The sequence below is a fragment of the Pectobacterium peruviense genome (assembly GCF_002847345.1).
Classification (GTDB): Bacteria; Pseudomonadota; Gammaproteobacteria; order Enterobacterales; family Enterobacteriaceae; genus Pectobacterium; species Pectobacterium peruviense.
Map to the genome: position 1 here is coordinate 394,892 of NZ_LXFV01000001.1, position 16,125 is coordinate 411,016.

The following is a 16,125-nucleotide window of genomic DNA, read 5'->3' on the forward strand; positions in this document are numbered from 1 at the left end:
CTCAGAATGATGATGACATCCTCAGTTAACGGCAACAATCATATATTCTCCCGCATAATCACTGCAGACGATGCTATCAGCAGTGCCAGATAACTAATCGCTCCTTTCATTCGCATCCTGTACTATCGTGGGTCGTTGTCCGATTACGCCTGCAGTCTGGTACTTCCCGCCGCTCACGCAGCAAAACGAATACCGCGCAGGCCGCCAGTGTGGCGATTCCCGCTAATACGTACATGACGATAGTGAAGGACTCCGCATAGCGCTGTAATAGCAAAGCTCCATGTTCAGGCAGGATCGATACAGCGGGATGCAGTTCTCCTAACGCGGTGCGGCTGGAAGCTTCCAGAAGTGCAGCCGATGAAATTGATGCCCCTATCTCCAACTCCATGCCATTCTGAATTAAGGTGGCGAGAAACGCGCTAATCATGGCGATAGCAACACCATCTGCGGAGACGCGTACGGTATTGAAAATCCCCGTCGCCATACCGACTCGTTCTGGCGTCACCACGCTGACAGCCAACGCGTCCATCAGCCCCCACGGCAGGCCGATACCTATACCAATCAGCAACAGCGGTAAATGCAACGCAGCCCCTCCTTGAGCAAACCCATACGCCAATCCGATCAGTCCACTCGCCACGAGCAGCAGTCCGCCGCTGCACAGCAAACTGGGAGTGAACCAGCGTGTCAGCAACGCCGCCAAAAATGGCACTACAAGCAGTGGCGCTGCCAGCCACACCATCATCTGCCCTGCCTGCAATGCGCCGTAGCCGTCAATGCCGATGAAACGCCCCGGCAGCATCACAATCAGTACGATAAAAAGGAAGGCGGGCGAGGCGGCCAGCACCTGTACACCAATAAATCGGGGAGAACGAAAGAAAGTTAAATCCAGCATCGGTCGCGAAACCCGCCGTTCGATGACGACAAAACCAGCAAATACGACAGCCGAAACGAGTAACAAAGCGATAACCGTGGTATTACGCCATCCTAGTTCGGGTATCAGCAGCATGCCGTAGGTAAAGAGTCCCAGAGCCAGCGTAAAGCTAATCATTCCCGGCCAGTCCATTGTGCCTGAAATCGGTTTGCGCACCTGTTGAGTGCTTATCGCGACCAGACCCCAGCCGAGCAGGCCAACGATACCCGTAGCATAGAAGACACCCTGCCAACTGCTGGCCTCAACCATCCACCCAGATATCAGCGGACCGAAAGCCAAGCCGAGGCCAAAGGTAGTGCCCAATAAGCTGAAAGCTCGCGCTCTAGCCCGTCCTTCAAAAAGCGGGGCCAGCGATGACATCGCCGCCGCAAACGCCGCCGCGCCGCCCAGCCCCTGTAATAATCTAAGCAGATCGATCCACAGTACGTTGGGGGAAAACGGAATCGCGAAGGTAAAAGCACAAAACCAGGCCAATCCAATCAGCCAAATGCGTCTGCGCCCGTAGATGTCGGTCAGGCTGCCCGACACCATCATCGCACCGCCATAGCTGAGGATGTAAGCATTCATAATCCAGCTAAGTTGCGCCGGACTGCCGCCCAGTTCCTGGCTGATAGCCGGTAGCACGACCGCCGGACCAGTGAAGCACAGCGGAATCAATAAACCAGTGAGGCAGGCGGCCAGCAGTTGAAGCCAAATTCGGGCGGAAGGAAAAGAAAATAAAGTCATCGTTCTCGTCTGCAATAACGTGATGCCCAGATACACCGACATGCGATGTAACCAAGCGTTTTATGCAGCTTAAGCCAAAGCCATAACGAGAAAAATAGGATAAGGTTATCAACACTTCGGACAAAAATGTCTTAAATAGGCGATTATGATGATGGACAAACTGGGCAGTATCGGCATTTTTGTGCGTGTGGCTGAACGGCTTGGATTCTCCTCGGTATCGCGTGAATTGGGAGTGTCGCCCTCTTCCGTCGGCAAGGCGGTTGCGCGGCTGGAAGCACGTTTGGGCGTGCGGCTTTTTCATCGCAGCACACGAACGCTGGCGTTAACTGCCGAAGGTGAGAAATTTCTTGAACGCTGCCGCCGTATCCTGAGTGAGGTCGAAGCCGCTGAACTGGAAATGACGCAGGCCAGCGAAACGCCATACGGTAAATTGCGCGTCAGCCTGCCCAGACATAGCAGCCTGTTCGAGCCTGTCATCGCAGAGTTCATGCGGCGCTACCCTGCGGTAGAGCTGGATCTGGATTTCTCCGACCGTTTAGTGGATGTCATCGGTGATGGTTTTGATGCCACGATACGCACTGGAACGTTGGCGGACTCAGGACTCAAACGTCGTCAGTTGGGATCTTTCCGTCGCGTTCTGGTCGGCGCGCCGGAATACTTTGAAGTGCACGGGCTGCCGCAACACCCAGTCGATCTTCAGAGGCATACCTGCCTGCATTACCGTTTTCCCAGCTCCGGTCGCCTCGAACAATGGCCGCTCCCGGCAACGACTGACGAAAACGCCTACGACCTTCCACTCTCGCTAGTCTGCAACAGTATAGAAATGCGTATCCATCTGGCTCGACAAGATCAAGGCATTGCCTGTCTGCCAGATTTCAGCGTGGCGAAATATCTACGCGATGGCCGATTACAAACCATCCTTGATGATTTCACTCACAATAGCAGCCCAATGTGGATTCTATGGCCCGCCAGTCGCGACCTGTCCCCCAAACTTCGAGCGTTCATTGATTGCCTGAGCGAGAAAACGTTTAGCTGATGGAGAACACCCTACCCATTCGCCACGCGGCAAAAATGTTGATAAATGCGTTTAACTCTCGTTCAACTCATTACCACCACTGACTAAACGTCTGCTGTGGGTTATCAACCTGGACGCTTTCACCAATACGCGGCGTCATTAATCGCCAATCCTGATTTTCGCTGGCTTGAGAAATGCGCTCCAGCGGATCGTTCCAGCGGTGGTGCGCCAGCTTAAATTTGCTGTTGTGGCTTGGTAACACCGCCTTGGCCTGCAAGTCACTCGCCGCCTGCGCGCTCTCTTCCGGCGTCATGTGAACGTAGGGCCAATCACTGTCGTATTGTCCACATTCCAGTATCGCGATATCGAACCCACCTAGCCGTTCGGCGATCTCTTTGTAGTGCACGCCATAGCCACTGTCTCCACCGAGATACAGTCGATGCTGCGCCGTTATCAGCGCAAATGAGCCCCACAACGTTTGGTTATGCTTAAGTAGCCGACCGGAAAAATGCTGCGTCGGGAGCACGTGGATTTCCACCCCGTTCTCTTTCAGACTGCTGAACCAGTCGCCTTCCGTAATGGCTTTCTGGGGGAAGCCCCATTTTACAAAGTAGGAACCCACGCCGGTCGGCGTAACAATACGGCGAATTTTTCCACGTAGCGCGTTCAGCGTAGGGTAATCCAGATGATCCCAGTGATCGTGAGTGATCAACAGGTAGTCGATCTCTGGAACGTCTTCTGGTGAATACACATTGCTGCCTTTGAAGGCGATATTAGTACGTGGCACCGGCGAGGCGTTGTCGCTAAATACCGGGTCCAGCAGGAAGGTTTTTCCTTCCAATTGAATAAAGTAGCTGGAATGCCCCATCCAGATGATGACGTTATCCGTTTTACTTAACTGATGCAGATTGGTCTTTTCCGAAGGCAGGCGAGTCTCTGGTAATGCGCCCACATCTTTACCGAAAAGAAAGCGATACAGGAGTGCGATTCGATTTTGGCTACCTACCGTCGGGCGAGCAACCGGGTTATGAAACGCCCCATCGCGAAAGAGTGGATTTTCCTGCTGAGGTTTTACCTCTGGTGAAACGTATTGCGGCTGCTTTAACCAGCCGTAAACGGCTACTGCAATCACAGCCAAAACGAGTAACAAAATCATAGAATTTATCCGGTGTCGTTTCGTGATGAATATTGTTTTGTAATGAGTACGGTTTCGTAATGATAATTTCAGGCATCGCCTCTCTGGCTCCGGCAGTTATGCACGAACGCTGAGAATCTGGCAAGGGAGAAACGAAGGGTTTTTGGTGCAAAAAAAGCGAAGGCACTCACCTTCGCTCTGGGTTTTGGTGGGAAATTATAGTGGCCTTTCACCAATGACGTTCATCACCTACATGCTATTTCTTAAGCGCCAACAGCGTTTTTCCCATTCCGATAACGAATTCGTTCTGTTGTCCGATGACTTTATTTAGCCCGGCTTCATCCTGAATATTGTCGACCGTATTGATCGCCTGAACTTCCAGTACGCGCCCTTTAATCAGCGTCGAGCACAGAGAATGTAGAACCTTGTTATTCAGAATCGTTTGTAAGCACCGAAAAGGCGTCGCATCATCAATTTGTCCCGCACGCTGATCGGGTTTGATACGCTGACGCAACATCTCTTTTTCCGTACTGGCGATCACCGCATCCAGATCGCTAGGCTTGGAAGCAATCGGGACTTTACCCTCTCTATCTGGCGGCAACATAAACAGAGAAACCAACGCCTTATTGCCTGTCGTCGGGTCAACATACTCGGTCTGGACCATATGGTTTGCCGCATCGACCACTTTTTCTCGCTGAACCATGCCCAACAATTGCGCAGGCAATGCATCGGTGAGATCCTGCGTGGTATAACCAACAAACAAGTCTGGATCCTTTGTCTCGGCAAACCCGTGCAGCGGTAGTACCAATAACAGACCCGCAATCCCTTTCTTTATCACACTGATTTTCATTATATTCCTCTACTCTTCATTGTGTGCATCCCTCTACCTCACCACTCGCTATTCTTGTCACGCTGACCTTGATAGCCTCTGCTTTTTTATCACATTTAAACGCAACAACGCATTCTACAACTACAGGAAAGAATAGCATTTTTTATACAAAAACTTGTTGTCGAAGGGTTCCTTCGCTAGAATCGCGCCGTTTACTCACCCCCAATGTGTCATTTGGAGCCCTAAAGTGCCCTGTACGTCAGCCCCCCACTAACCGCCGACGACTGCATTAAGCAGCCTCGATTCGGCGCAGTCTGCGCCAGCGTTGGCTGCGGTACTGGTTCCCTTCTCTTTCTCGCCATCGCGCGGAACAGAGAATGAATCTCCCGCTTCCTCCCCCGCGACTCTGACCTCTGGAATGCCAGTGGCCAGCCTATTGACTCGCGCCCGAACACGTTCGTCGGCCCTCTTTTTTACCGTAGATGGGCCTGGCTGCGCCAATAACGCAGCAGGCGAAAAACATGTATTTACATTCAATACCGTTATTAAAGTATCCGCGTACGCCTCATTTGGAAGGCTCACGCTTACAGCCCGGCGATGATGCGTCGGACCAAATTGCACTGAAAGCGCTGGCAGGCCGCTACGTCGTAATCGAAGAAAAGATCGACGGCGCGAACAGCGGTGTATCGTTTAATGAAACGGCAGAACTTTTGCTCCAATCACGCGGTCACTATCTGGCTGGCGGCTCGCGGGAACGACAGTTCAACCAGTTCAAACTGTGGGCCTCTGCGCATGAAATGCGTTTTCTTGAACTGCTGGAAGACCGTTTCGTGATGTACGGCGAATGGGCCTACAGCAAGCATTCCGTGTTTTATGACCGTTTGCCGCACTACTTTCACGAGTTTGATCTTTACGATCGTCGTGACGGCATTTTTTTATCGACGGCGCGCCGACATGCCATGCTGGCTGGTTCTCCCGTGTTGTCCGTTCCGGTGCTGTACGCCGGAGAGATGCCAACGAATCCGGCGTTGCTGTGGAAGCTGGTATTTCGTTCTCTGGCGAAGAGTCAGAACTGGAAAACCGTGTTTGAATCCACCGTCCAGCGTGAAGGTTTACCACTCACGCTATGCTGGCAACAAACCGATAAATCGGATCGTTCGGAAGGACTTTATCTAAAGGTTGAAGATGATGAACAGGTACTGGCACGTTACAAGCTGGTACGCCATGACTTCATTCAGACCATTTTGGACAGCGGATCGCATCATTCACGACGCCCTATTTTGCCGAACCAACTGGCTGAAGGCGTTGACCTGTATGCGCCTTGTCCACCGGTATCTTGGGAAATGCTGGGGCTGAATACGCTGCGTTCTTTGGACGCACTCGCCGCCGTAATGTCCGATAAGTAAGGAAGATGACTATTATGGATTGGAATACCATTAGGGGGCTGGTCCCCGCCTCTGGCGCACAGCCAGATTTTGCGAATTGTCTGGACGCATTTCCGGTACTTAAACGCGCCGAAGAGACGCCGCAAGAGCCACGCTATCACGGTGAAGGCGATGTCTGGACGCACACCATGATGGTGATCGAGTCGCTATTACAGCTTCCCGATTACCAAACAGCCACGCGCGAACAGCAGGAAATCTTGTTTTTTGCCGCGTTGCTGCATGACATCGCGAAATATCGAACGACGGTGATTGATCCGGTGACGGGTCAGATTGGTCAACCGGGACATTCGCGTAAAGGTGCCATCGACGCTCGGGTATTGCTGTGGGATGCAGATATCCCGTTTGCGATTCGTGAGGCGATTTGCCGATTAATTGCGGTGCATCAGGTGCCGTTTTACTGCCTTGAAGATGAACGCCGTCGAGTGTCGCCGATCTTTACGATTCGCGAACTCTCTTGGCAGTTGAGCATTCCGCTGCTGGCTACGCTGGCGGAAGCCGATATGCGCGGACGAATCTGTCAGGATCAAGCGCGCGTACTCGACAGCATTGAGTTATTTCGCGAGTTAGCACGGGAAGAAGGCTGTTACGGTCAACCGAGAGCATTTGCCGATGCCCACACGCGCCTGAGTTATTTTCGCGGTGCCGATGTCCATCCAGACTATCCGCTGTTTCAGGAACCAGGCTCGAAAGTCACGGTGATGTGCGGTTTGCCTGCTTCAGGAAAAGACACCTGGGTACAAACGCATCGACGTGACTTACCGGTGGTCTCTTTCGACGATGCGCGTACAGAGCTGGGGCTGAAACATGGCGAAAATGAAGGGAAAGCGGTGCATTGGGCGACTGATAAAGCGCGTTCACTGCTGCGAACCCATGCCCCTTTTGTGTGGAATGCTACGCATCTGAGCCAGCAAATGCGCACCCGTACGTTGGATCTGTGCTATGCCTACGGCGCAGAAGTGGAGATCGTTTATCTGGAGCGTCCGCGTCAGGAACTGCTGCGCCGCAACGGTAAACGGGACACCACTCTGAGCAATAAAACGCTGCAAGGGATGCTGACAAAATGGGAGCTTCCCTCACCAACGGAAGCGCATGCTGTTCGTTATGAAAGCTAAACGATTAATGTAACGAGCTAAAAATGACACGTGATTCGGGCAGAGAAAGCGGTATCGCCACCCCTTTCACTGCCCGACATCACGACATATATCGTATTTACCACGCGGCGCATCAGCTAACTCATGCTGATTCCCGCCGCCATCACGATTAATATTTATACGTCACTTAATTTGACCAGCGAAGCGGCTTTCAGGTAATCCTTTGAATTTATCTGACTTAACTTCAAACAATGCGCCGTCATCTTTTTTAGGCGATGACAGACCAACCCGTGCGCTGGTGCAATAAAGCGTGTCATATTCATCTCCCCCCATAACAGGACAGGTAGTCTGCACCGCAGGCAAGGTTAATACGCTATCCACTACCCCATCTGGGTTGTATCGAACGACTCTGCTACCGCCCCATTCCGCATTCCACAAGAAGCCCATAGCATCGATACAGGAACCATCAGGCGCGCCCTCACCGGACACCTCAGCGAATATTCTCTGATTATCGAGGGAAGGATAATCGCAGCAGAGAATGCGCTTTTGCAGCGAATCGCAATAATACATCGTGCCGCCATCGGGACTAAAGCAGAGGCTATTCGCGATCGCTACGCTTGGGAGCGCCAGACGTTCAACATCTAACGTTGCGGCATTGAACCGATAGAACGCACCAACGGATTGAGGAGGTTCGCCTTCGTGCATCGTGCCAAACACGTAGTTACCGTCACGATCGCAGCGCCCATCGTTAATGCGGGTTTCCGAGGATCCAGGCGACAGCACGATATTGGACAAGACTTCGGTCTGTAAATTAAAGAATGCCAGACGGGATTCCAGGCCAAGTAATAAGATATCTTCTGTTTGAGTCAGACCGAACGATCCAAGCCGCTCGGGCATAGTCCAACGCTGAGTGGCGCCGGATTCTGGATGATATGCCAACAATTCTTTGCCTACGATATTGGTCCAAAAAAGGCGACGTGTGTGTTCGCACCATAGTGGACATTCACCCAGTAGATTCTTAGCATCAACGGTAATTTTAAACACAACGATTCCTTAAATTATAGAAATACGCTCGTAGCCAGACAGCTCGCTTAGCGGAATATCATCCTCGACCAGCGATCACCAAAGAGGGTGATCGCCAAACCAAGCAACATCAGAGTCGCACCGCTAAACTTGATCACCGAGACTGGCCGCGCATTGACTCCCAGCAAAGCAAAGTGATCAATGACTAACGAAGATATCAACTGTCCGGCAATGACCAATCCCAACAATGCGGCCAGGCCAATCCGCGGCACAAGCACCACGTTACACAGAAGCGCGCAGGCTCCGAGGAGTCCTCCGATCAGGCACCATAACGGCTGAGCGGGTATGGCACCCAGCGACGCCACAATTCCTCCTCGGGCTGATGCCACTACGGCAAGAAAAAGCATGCCGATGGCAAAGGAGAACAGCGCCGCCGCAACGGAGTCGCCGCCAATACCTTTAGAAAGTTGACCGTTTAATGTGGTTTGTAGGGTCACGGCCATTCCAGCACCGAAGGCCATCATGAAGTACACTGCGCTCATGTTCGTGTCTTATCCCTGACCCAGCGGAACTAATACCTCAGCAAAAAGGTCTGGCTCGTATCCGGCAGCAGCAAAAAGATGTTCACGCGACGCGTCGATAGCCGCGCGTAATCTCACGCTATCAACGCCTAATACCTCACCGCCACGTTTGACTACACGGCCACCGATGAGAACGGTGTCAATGTTGCTACGTTCAGCCGCGTGCACCACTGTGCCAAAAGCATTATTAGATGGATAAAGGTTGATATCATCGGTACGGATAAGTATCAGATCTGCCTGCTTACCCGGCGTCAGGCTACCGACTTTATCCTCTAGGCCCGCACACGCGGCACCGTCCATTGTTGCAGCCTCTAAAAGCCGGTGGGCATCAACCCTTTTGGATGAATGATGAGAACCGCCCCAGTGCTTGCTGTTCTGACCAATAACACGTTGCAGATAGAAGGCGACCCGCATCTCCATAAACATGTCACCGCTGTAAGATGTCTCATTATCAACACTCAGTCCGGGACGGATGCCGTGTCGCTGAGCGGCTTGCAGCGCAAACATGCCATCTTCAATTCCGTAATGCGCGTCCGATCGAGGGCAAACGTTGACGCGTACGCCCGCTTTTCGCAGAATTTCCCAACCCGCATCGGGAAGGCTTGTACAATGGTTAAAGATATTATCTGAACCCAACAATCCCTCCTGATACAGAGCGTTGAGATGAGCTGCCATTCCCCCTCCAAAGAACTCAGTCACGATGGGTAAGCCAAGTTTTCGGGCTTCAGCCCATAATTCGGGTTCAAGTTGTGCCATTGCCGCCAATGTCACAAGGCTATCGGAATCTGTTCTGAAGTATTTATCTTGCAGACGAGCAAGATTGCCCGGCCAGTGGGCTCGATCCCACTCTCCAGAGACAGGCGCACCGGACGCATGTATGGCACGGATCCCAGTATCAAGAAGTGCTTCCACAGCGGCATCTGAATGTTCGCCCGTACGGCTGTTATGGGAGTTATCAATGACGGTGGTGATGCCAGCATCTATGCATCCCAACGCGGTAAGGAGATTGCCAATATACATATCGGATGGGCGATAATGCTTGGCAAATGAAAAGTGAGTGGCATTGCAATAATCTTCCAGTGTTTCAGCATTTGGATTGATTCGGCGCAGTTGACCTTCCCAAGAATGACGATGTGAATCGACCATACCCGGCATAGCGATCATGTTTTCTGCATTGATGACTACCGCATCATCTGCGCTTAAGTTTTCACCAACAGCAGCAATGGTGTTACCAATAATCAGAATGTCACCGCTGGGCAGATTGCCGACCTCTGCATCCATACTGATGATCGTGGCTCCGCGAATGAGTGTTTTGGCAGCCACCGATGCCAGCGGCGACAATATGTCTCTCTTGTAGTCGGTCATTTGTTCGTATCCCAAATTCATCTGTGTACGGCAATGTATAAAACAATGATTAGCTGAAAAAGCACCCATAACTGTTTTGATTATTCAGAAATCACGAAGAATCTGGAATTCTGGGATATAGTTGACGTAATAAGAAAGCTATTGCGGGATGAGAATGGATCGTTTGCAGGCTATGCAGGTATTTCTGCGCATTGTCGAGACCAAGAGTTTTGTGCGTGCAGCGGATACGCTCTCTTTACCCGCCTCCACCGTTACCAGCACGATAAAAAATCTGGAAATGCACCTACAAGTACGTCTGTTGAACCGGACCACCAGAAGAGTCAGTCTGACCCCAGAAGGCGAACGGTACGTCACACAATGCCGGGAAATTCTTGATCTGATAGAACACACCGAGAGCAGCCTGCATAACTTCAAACAGCACCCACAGGGCCGCCTTTGGGTCGATATGCCGAGTGGCATAGCGCATTCCCTGATTTTGCCGAATTTGGTGGATTTTTACAGGCGATACCCCGATATCTATCTGATGATCGGCGTGAATGATCGTCAGGTTGACGTGATTCAGGAGGGCGTGGATTGTGTCATCAGAACAGGTAAACTCAGTGATTCGACTCTCGTCGCCCGTCCTCTGGGACGGCTCAGTTGGCTGACATGCGCCTCGCCTTCATATTTAGCCGAATATGGTGTGCCTCTATCATTAGAAGATTTATCTCGCCATCGAGCCATACACTATTTTTCTAACAGCGCCCGACACGCTAGCGACATGCGTTTTGCAAAGAATAATGAAAATGTGGCTATGCCGATGACGGGCACGATTGCGGTCAATGAGACAGAGCTCTATATAAAAATGTGTATAGAAGGCTATGGATTAGCGCAGTTAGCGGGGACATTAATTTCAGAACATCTCAGGGCGGGACGTTTGATAGAAGTGCTTGCCGATTGGCGCCCGCCTGCCGTGCAGATTTCGCTGCTCTACCCACACCAACGTTTTCTTTCTCCCGCCGTTCGTGCCTTCTCTGACTGGGTAAGCGAGCTATTCAATGACAGAATGGTAGAGTAGGAACCGTAACTTACCAACGGAAGCGCATGCGGTTAGCGATGAAAGCTAAGCGATTAATTCAAGGAGCTAAAAATGAAACAAGATTCAGGGAACGATGACGTCGTCTTACCGCTGCTTTCGCAGCACGACATCACGTGTCTTCTTTTACAACCCGTGGCGTCGTGCATTTCGGATGAATATCCTTGGGTAAGCAATAATGAACAGACGATCGACAAGCATTTTAAAGGCGTTTGTGCACAGGTCATGCGTCTGACTCATACCCAATCGAGAATAGAATGGAATCATTACGGTTCTGGCTATGCCTCTTTTGTCGACGCCTGGTTTTATAGGAATACACCGGATTTTGACGTCAAACGCCCGCTTCGCTGTGGTGAAGAACACACCGGGTTAACTGTCTTGCTGAGCCGCCTATCGCCTTATTTCGTTTTTATGGAGAGCGAGAAAAACTGGCACGCTCGCGGTGGTACTCAGGCGCTTCCAGAACTGGAAATGATCGATAGGCTGGAGACACACGCCGTTATTGCATTGAGCCAGCAGATTCAGTCAGAACTGGAAAAGTGTGGGCTTATTCGCGCTTATAAGGAACAGTTGATATCGCCACTACCCACCGGAACTCGCGTACCGACAGTACTCACAGATCGCGGTTTCACACAATTCGATGCGCTGTTCCATTGGGAAGATTGAGTATTTAACGTAGCTTCGGAGTAAAAACGAGGTGTTATAAGAAATAGGAATATTAAATTACCTACTTATTTACATGTGACTTTTCGTCAGAAAAGTCACCAAAAAGTAAAAATAAAAACTCACATAATTACCATATAGAAAAAAGGCCATTAAAATGATGTCACTGAATAATAGATTTAAACAACCGATTGTCACAGTTTTAGCTAAACGAGCAGCAAATCGTTGTTCCAATCCATCCTGTCGAGCAATAACCAGTGGGCCATCGTCTGATCCAAACGACTCAGTAAACCTTGGCGAAGCTGCGCATATTTATGGTGCACATCAGGGTTCTGCACGTTATGAATCATCAATGACCTCAATGGAGAGAAGTGCTATATCTAATGCAATATGGCTATGCGGAAACTGTCATAAACTCGTAGATGATGATCCTACTAAATATCCAGCTGGTTTACTTTTTGAATGGCAGCGCGAACATGAAAATTATATAGCAAAGCAAGTCGGTCAAGTAGCATTTGAAATAAAGAAGAGATATGAAGAACGGCATCTCAGTGAGTTTGGTAAACTGAGTTATCTGGCGGAACGTTTAATATTAGAAAAAGAAGACTATTGGGAGTATCAACTCACAGCTGAGGTCTTACGTTTTGAAATGAATTACTCATTACAACGATGGAATGCATTAAAACAAGGCCTTTATATTAAACCAATTATTCGAATTACTGATAATGAATTCTTCGAATGGATGTTAGATCGGTTTCAAGAAATAACATTAATTACGGAAGCGTTTACAAAGTTAATTAATTTTGGATTCAAGAAAGCCTGGGGTGAACTCGGCGAAGCTGGTAAAGACACAGAAATAGTATCAATATGCAAATTATATGCAGAAGTATGCAAGAGCGCACTAGAATGGGAGGAGATAATTTACTTTTCACGCGTTAGCGGATTATACTCAGAAATACATAAATTATTCCTTGGAATTGCAGGAAATATTATAGAACAAGCCGAGAAACTTCCAGCATTTTTATCAGATATGGTCACCCAAAAGCCGATCTCAGGAACCTTCTCATTAGATATTACCATTGAGTTACCTGATGGCTGGGAAGAGCGCTTTGAACAGGCTCTAAAAAATATCGAAATTATGACTGATCAATGAAGAATAACCTCATTTCACAATGTGTGATCTTTGATTCTCAGAATCCTCGCATGTTTTAGATGCATCTTCAATATAGAAAAGTAAATATGCACGTCAAAAAAAATACGTTAACGACTACGATAGCCGACTGTTCTGTATCTTAGCGGGGACGCAACGAATTATTCGACGAAACTATTGAGTAATAAACTCTTAGTCTGATGTTATCTCGATCAGGTTACCATCAGGATCGCTGACGATCGCTTCATAAAAACCGTCCCCTGTCATACGAGGTGGGGCAACCAGAATACCGCGTTCCGCTGCTTTGCTGGCTAACGCTTCAACATCCGCCTTGCTGCCAACCGAAATCGCCACATGTGCCCAGCCGCAACCCTCTTTATTGGTTAAGGCTTCCGACAGCACTGGCAGCGTCATCAGCTCAATGGATGCCCCTTCGCTAAGTTGAACGAAATGCGATTCAAACCCAGGGCGATTCCGACTCACATATTTTTCCCCCACCTGAGCAGCGAAGAACTCTTGCCAAAATGCCGCCTGTGCAGCCAGATCGGCCGTCCATAATGCAACGTGTGCCACTTTCATCATGATTCCTTCTTAACTGTTGTCTTTCACATCGTCATGGTCTGTTATACAAACCAACGGTGATTACCGCGATCCGTTCAGAATCGCTAAAACCTGCGGATGCAGGTCTGGATTACCAGTCGCGACCACGGTGCCACCCGCTTCTGCTCGCTGCCCGTTGAGATCGGTGATGATGCCGCCCGCCTGCTCAATAATCGGAATCAACGCGACAATATCGTAGGGCTGCAATGCAAATTCCACGCAGATATCTATCTGGCCTGCCGCCAGCATCGCCAGCGCGTAGCACTCACCGCCGTAACGCGTCATCAGTGTGCTTTCGGTGAGCTCTGCGAAGCGAACGGTCGGATGCATGCTCAGCGCTTCCGGCGCGGTGGTGTGAAGAATCGCCTGTTCGAGTGACACGCCTTTACGCGTACTTAAGCGTGTTTCTCCCTGCCGATCGCTACGCCAGGCCTGTGAACCATCGGCCCAGAAACACTCTCCGGTAAACGGCTGGCTCATCATTCCCATCACCGCACGTTCATGATGCAACAAACCGATGAGTGTTCCCCACACGGGTAGCCCACACAAGAAAGGCCGGGTTCCATCAACCGGATCCAAAACCCAGCGCACTGGCCCTTCACCGCTCAGACCAAATTCCTCTCCCATAATCGCGTGCTCGGGATAATGGCGCGTGATGTGTTCACGTATCACACGTTCGGCTTCCCGATCGGCTTCCGTAACTGGATCAAAGCGAAAACCCTCTTTTGGCTTCGTTTCAATTTGGTTGGCTTTAAGGGAACGAAAACGCGGCAACGTTTCTTGACTGGCTAACGTGGCAAGCTCATGAAAAAAAGCAATATCGGGAAGCGGCTGACTCATGGTGTTTTACCCTCCTATCGCGTTTGCGCGATCGTATCACTGAGAATTAGGCTGATAGATAGCAATGCTCGATTCAGTTAAATTACACACAAATGAGCATAATAATACGCTCGATTATGAGTGAAAAAACAAGCACCGACAACCTCACTTTCACCTCCGGATAAAAAAATAGCCCCCAAACGCTACCGTCAGGGGGCTATAACAAGAATAGCTAAACTGAATTATTCAGCTCAGGTCAGCGCCGTTGCTGGCGATCACCTTTTTATACCAGTAGAACGATTTCTTTTTCTTTCTGGCTAATGTCCCTTCGCCTCGGTCGTCGCGGTCAACATAGATGAAGCCATAGCGTTTGCTCATCTCGCCGGTAGATGCGGCAACTAGATCGATACAACCCCACGAGGTGTAGCCGATAACCGGGATACCGTCGCCGATGGCATCCGCCATCGCGCTGATGTGCTCACGCAGATAGCTGATGCGGTAGTCATCATCGATGTCGCCCTGCTCGTTAATCTCGTCCTTCGCCCCCAGCCCATTCTCCACCAAAAACAGCGGTTTCTGATAGCGGTCATACATCATGTTCATCGTGATGCGCAGGCCCAGCGGATCAATCCCCCAGCCCCATTCACTCGCCTTGATATGCGGGTTCTTCAACGATTTCACGATGTTCGCGGCGCTGCTGTTGTGCTCGTTCATATCTGCCGACGCACAGCGGGAGGCGTAATAGCTGAAGGACACAAAATCTACCGTGTTCTTGAGAATTTCGTCATCGCCCGGCTCAGAAGCAATCGTGATGCCCTTCTCTTTAAACAATCGTCCGGTATACGCCGGATAAGTGCCACGCGCCTGCACATCGATAAAGAACAGGTTTTCACGATCTTTATTCAGCGCCGCCCAGACATCTTCCGGTTTACACGACCACGGATAGAAATTACCGCCAGCCAGCATACAGCCGACCTGATTTTCCGGGTTAACCTCATGCGCAATCTTCGTCGCCAGCGCGCTTGCCACCAGTTCATGGTGTGCGGCCTGATATTTTACCTGCTCCTGATTTTCCCCTTCGGCAAATACCAGTCCCGCGCCGGAAAACGGGCTATGCAGTAAAATATTGATTTCGTTGAACGTCAGCCAGTATTTCACCAACCCGTCAAAGGCTTCAAAACAGGTTCGAGCATAACGCGTGAAGAACTCCACCATTTTCCGGTTACGCCATGAACCGTATTCGGTGACCAAATGCATCGGCACATCGAAATGGCACAGCGTCACCAACGGTTCCATGTTGTACTTCTTGCACTCGGCGAACACATCACGATAAAACGCGATGCCATCCGCGTTGGGCGTCAGCTCATCCCCGTTTGGATAGAGGCGACTCCAGGCGATGGAGGTACGGAACACCGTAAACCCCATTTCCGCCATCAGCGCGATATCTTCCTTATAGCGATGGTAGAAATCGATCGCCTGATGGCTGGGATAAAACTCATCCTCACGCAGCGCAAAACGCGGCTCTTGCCCCAGTTTCACCGGCAGACGATTCACGCCGTGGGGAATCATGTCCACCGTCGTCAACCCTTTACCGCCTTCAAGGTACGCGCCTTCTGCCTGATTGGCCGCAATCGCGCCCCCCCATAAGAACCCATTGGGAAATGTTGATGCAGACAT

The 16,125-nt window shown here is 50.5% G+C and carries 15 protein-coding genes; 6 read left to right on the forward strand and 9 right to left on the reverse strand.

Features of this window, described 5'->3' with window-relative positions; genetic code table 11:
- Positions 1-106: 106 nt before the first annotated feature.
- Positions 107-1,657: an MFS transporter gene (locus A0G03_RS01830; RefSeq protein ID WP_048260573.1), complete on the reverse strand. Its 1,551-nt coding sequence runs from the start codon at positions 1,655-1,657 to the stop codon at positions 107-109.
- Between the two features lie 148 nt (positions 1,658-1,805).
- On the opposite strand from A0G03_RS01830, the gene A0G03_RS01835 reads away from it, so the two are divergent.
- Entirely contained in the window at positions 1,806-2,693 is an 888-nt protein-coding gene (locus A0G03_RS01835) for a LysR family transcriptional regulator (RefSeq protein ID WP_080965239.1), read from the forward strand.
- A 70-nt stretch (positions 2,694-2,763) separates the two neighbouring features.
- Here A0G03_RS01835 and A0G03_RS01840 read toward each other — a convergent pair whose 3' ends face one another.
- On the reverse strand, positions 2,764-3,828 hold the full coding sequence (locus A0G03_RS01840) for an MBL fold metallo-hydrolase (RefSeq protein ID WP_048260039.1): 1,065 nt from the start codon (positions 3,826-3,828) through the stop codon (positions 2,764-2,766).
- A gap of 235 nt (positions 3,829-4,063) precedes the next feature.
- Positions 4,064-4,657 (reverse strand): hypothetical protein, encoded by a 594-nt coding sequence (locus A0G03_RS01845; protein ID WP_048260038.1) that lies wholly within the window; start codon positions 4,655-4,657, stop codon positions 4,064-4,066.
- Between the two features lie 500 nt (positions 4,658-5,157).
- Here A0G03_RS01845 and A0G03_RS01850 point away from each other — a divergent pair, with 500 nt between their 5' ends.
- Both A0G03_RS01850 and A0G03_RS01855 read left to right on the forward strand, forming a co-directional pair.
- Entirely contained in the window at positions 5,158-6,042 is an 885-nt protein-coding gene (locus tag A0G03_RS01850) for an RNA ligase family protein (RefSeq protein ID WP_048260037.1), read from the forward strand.
- 5 nt (positions 6,043-6,047) lie between these two features.
- Positions 6,048-7,193: an AAA family ATPase gene (locus A0G03_RS01855; protein ID WP_048260036.1), complete on the forward strand. Its 1,146-nt coding sequence runs from the start codon at positions 6,048-6,050 to the stop codon at positions 7,191-7,193.
- A gap of 162 nt (positions 7,194-7,355) precedes the next feature.
- Here A0G03_RS01855 and A0G03_RS01860 read toward each other — a convergent pair whose 3' ends face one another.
- The 3 genes from A0G03_RS01860 to A0G03_RS01870 are packed head-to-tail and all read right to left on the reverse strand — an operon-like array spanning position 7,356 to position 10,141.
- On the reverse strand, positions 7,356-8,216 hold the full coding sequence (locus A0G03_RS01860; RefSeq protein WP_048260035.1) for an SMP-30/gluconolactonase/LRE family protein: 861 nt from the start codon (positions 8,214-8,216) through the stop codon (positions 7,356-7,358).
- Between the two features lie 47 nt (positions 8,217-8,263).
- A complete protein-coding gene (locus A0G03_RS01865) occupies positions 8,264-8,737 on the reverse strand; it encodes a DMT family transporter (RefSeq protein WP_048260034.1) in 474 nt (157 codons plus the stop codon).
- Between the two features lie 9 nt (positions 8,738-8,746).
- The gene (locus A0G03_RS01870) at positions 8,747-10,141 is read right to left on the reverse strand and encodes an amidohydrolase family protein (RefSeq protein ID WP_048260033.1); all 1,395 of its coding nucleotides are present in this window, start codon (positions 10,139-10,141) and stop codon (positions 8,747-8,749) included.
- 154 nt (positions 10,142-10,295) lie between these two features.
- On the opposite strand from A0G03_RS01870, the gene A0G03_RS01875 reads away from it, so the two are divergent.
- The 3 genes from A0G03_RS01875 to A0G03_RS01885 all read left to right on the forward strand — a co-directional run bounded on the left by A0G03_RS01875 (position 10,296) and on the right by A0G03_RS01885 (position 13,032).
- The gene (locus A0G03_RS01875; RefSeq protein ID WP_048260569.1) at positions 10,296-11,198 is read left to right on the forward strand and encodes a LysR family transcriptional regulator; all 903 of its coding nucleotides are present in this window, start codon (positions 10,296-10,298) and stop codon (positions 11,196-11,198) included.
- Positions 11,199-11,270: 72 nt separating this feature from the next.
- Positions 11,271-11,882 carry a hypothetical protein gene (locus A0G03_RS01880; protein WP_048260032.1) on the forward strand — a complete coding sequence of 204 codons (612 nt, stop codon included), beginning with the start codon at positions 11,271-11,273 and terminating at the stop codon, positions 11,880-11,882.
- Between the two features lie 154 nt (positions 11,883-12,036).
- Complete coding sequence (locus A0G03_RS01885) at positions 12,037-13,032, forward strand: hypothetical protein (RefSeq protein ID WP_198528814.1); 996 nt, start codon at positions 12,037-12,039, stop codon at positions 13,030-13,032.
- A 189-nt stretch (positions 13,033-13,221) separates the two neighbouring features.
- Here the strand turns inward: A0G03_RS01885 and A0G03_RS01890 are convergent, their stop codons facing one another.
- The 3 genes from A0G03_RS01890 to A0G03_RS01900 all read right to left on the reverse strand — a co-directional run bounded on the left by A0G03_RS01890 (position 13,222) and on the right by A0G03_RS01900 (position 16,125).
- Complete coding sequence (locus A0G03_RS01890) at positions 13,222-13,608, reverse strand: VOC family protein (RefSeq protein ID WP_048260031.1); 387 nt, start codon at positions 13,606-13,608, stop codon at positions 13,222-13,224.
- 63 nt (positions 13,609-13,671) lie between these two features.
- Positions 13,672-14,469, reverse strand: a complete 798-nt coding sequence (hisN, locus tag A0G03_RS01895; protein ID WP_048260030.1) for a histidinol-phosphatase — start codon at positions 14,467-14,469, stop codon at positions 13,672-13,674.
- Between the two features lie 225 nt (positions 14,470-14,694).
- Positions 14,695-16,125, reverse strand: a complete 1,431-nt coding sequence (locus A0G03_RS01900) for a 6-phospho-beta-glucosidase (RefSeq protein ID WP_048260029.1) — start codon at positions 16,123-16,125, stop codon at positions 14,695-14,697.

Bases quoted from the DNA above. Each gene is read 5' to 3' on its own strand.
- A0G03_RS01830 (WP_048260573.1), bottom strand. From the start codon at position 1,657: ATGACTTTATTTTCTTTTCCTTCCGCCCGAATTTGGCTTCAACTGCTG.
- A0G03_RS01835 (WP_080965239.1), top strand. From the start codon at position 1,806: ATGATGGACAAACTGGGCAGTATCGGCATTTTTGTGCGTGTGGCTGAA.
- A0G03_RS01840 (WP_048260039.1), bottom strand. From the start codon at position 3,828: ATGATTTTGTTACTCGTTTTGGCTGTGATTGCAGTAGCCGTTTACGGC.
- A0G03_RS01845 (WP_048260038.1), bottom strand. From the start codon at position 4,657: ATGAAAATCAGTGTGATAAAGAAAGGGATTGCGGGTCTGTTATTGGTA.
- A0G03_RS01850 (WP_048260037.1), top strand. From the start codon at position 5,158: ATGTATTTACATTCAATACCGTTATTAAAGTATCCGCGTACGCCTCAT.
- A0G03_RS01855 (WP_048260036.1), top strand. From the start codon at position 6,048: ATGACTATTATGGATTGGAATACCATTAGGGGGCTGGTCCCCGCCTCT.
- A0G03_RS01865 (WP_048260034.1), bottom strand. From the start codon at position 8,737: ATGAGCGCAGTGTACTTCATGATGGCCTTCGGTGCTGGAATGGCCGTG.
- A0G03_RS01870 (WP_048260033.1), bottom strand. From the start codon at position 10,141: ATGACCGACTACAAGAGAGACATATTGTCGCCGCTGGCATCGGTGGCT.
- A0G03_RS01875 (WP_048260569.1), top strand. From the start codon at position 10,296: ATGGATCGTTTGCAGGCTATGCAGGTATTTCTGCGCATTGTCGAGACC.
- A0G03_RS01880 (WP_048260032.1), top strand. From the start codon at position 11,271: ATGAAACAAGATTCAGGGAACGATGACGTCGTCTTACCGCTGCTTTCG.
- A0G03_RS01885 (WP_198528814.1), top strand. From the start codon at position 12,037: ATGATGTCACTGAATAATAGATTTAAACAACCGATTGTCACAGTTTTA.
- A0G03_RS01890 (WP_048260031.1), bottom strand. From the start codon at position 13,608: ATGAAAGTGGCACACGTTGCATTATGGACGGCCGATCTGGCTGCACAG.
- hisN (WP_048260030.1), bottom strand. From the start codon at position 14,469: ATGAGTCAGCCGCTTCCCGATATTGCTTTTTTTCATGAGCTTGCCACG.
- A0G03_RS01900 (WP_048260029.1), bottom strand. From the start codon at position 16,125: ATGTCTGCATCAACATTTCCCAATGGGTTCTTATGGGGGGGCGCGATT.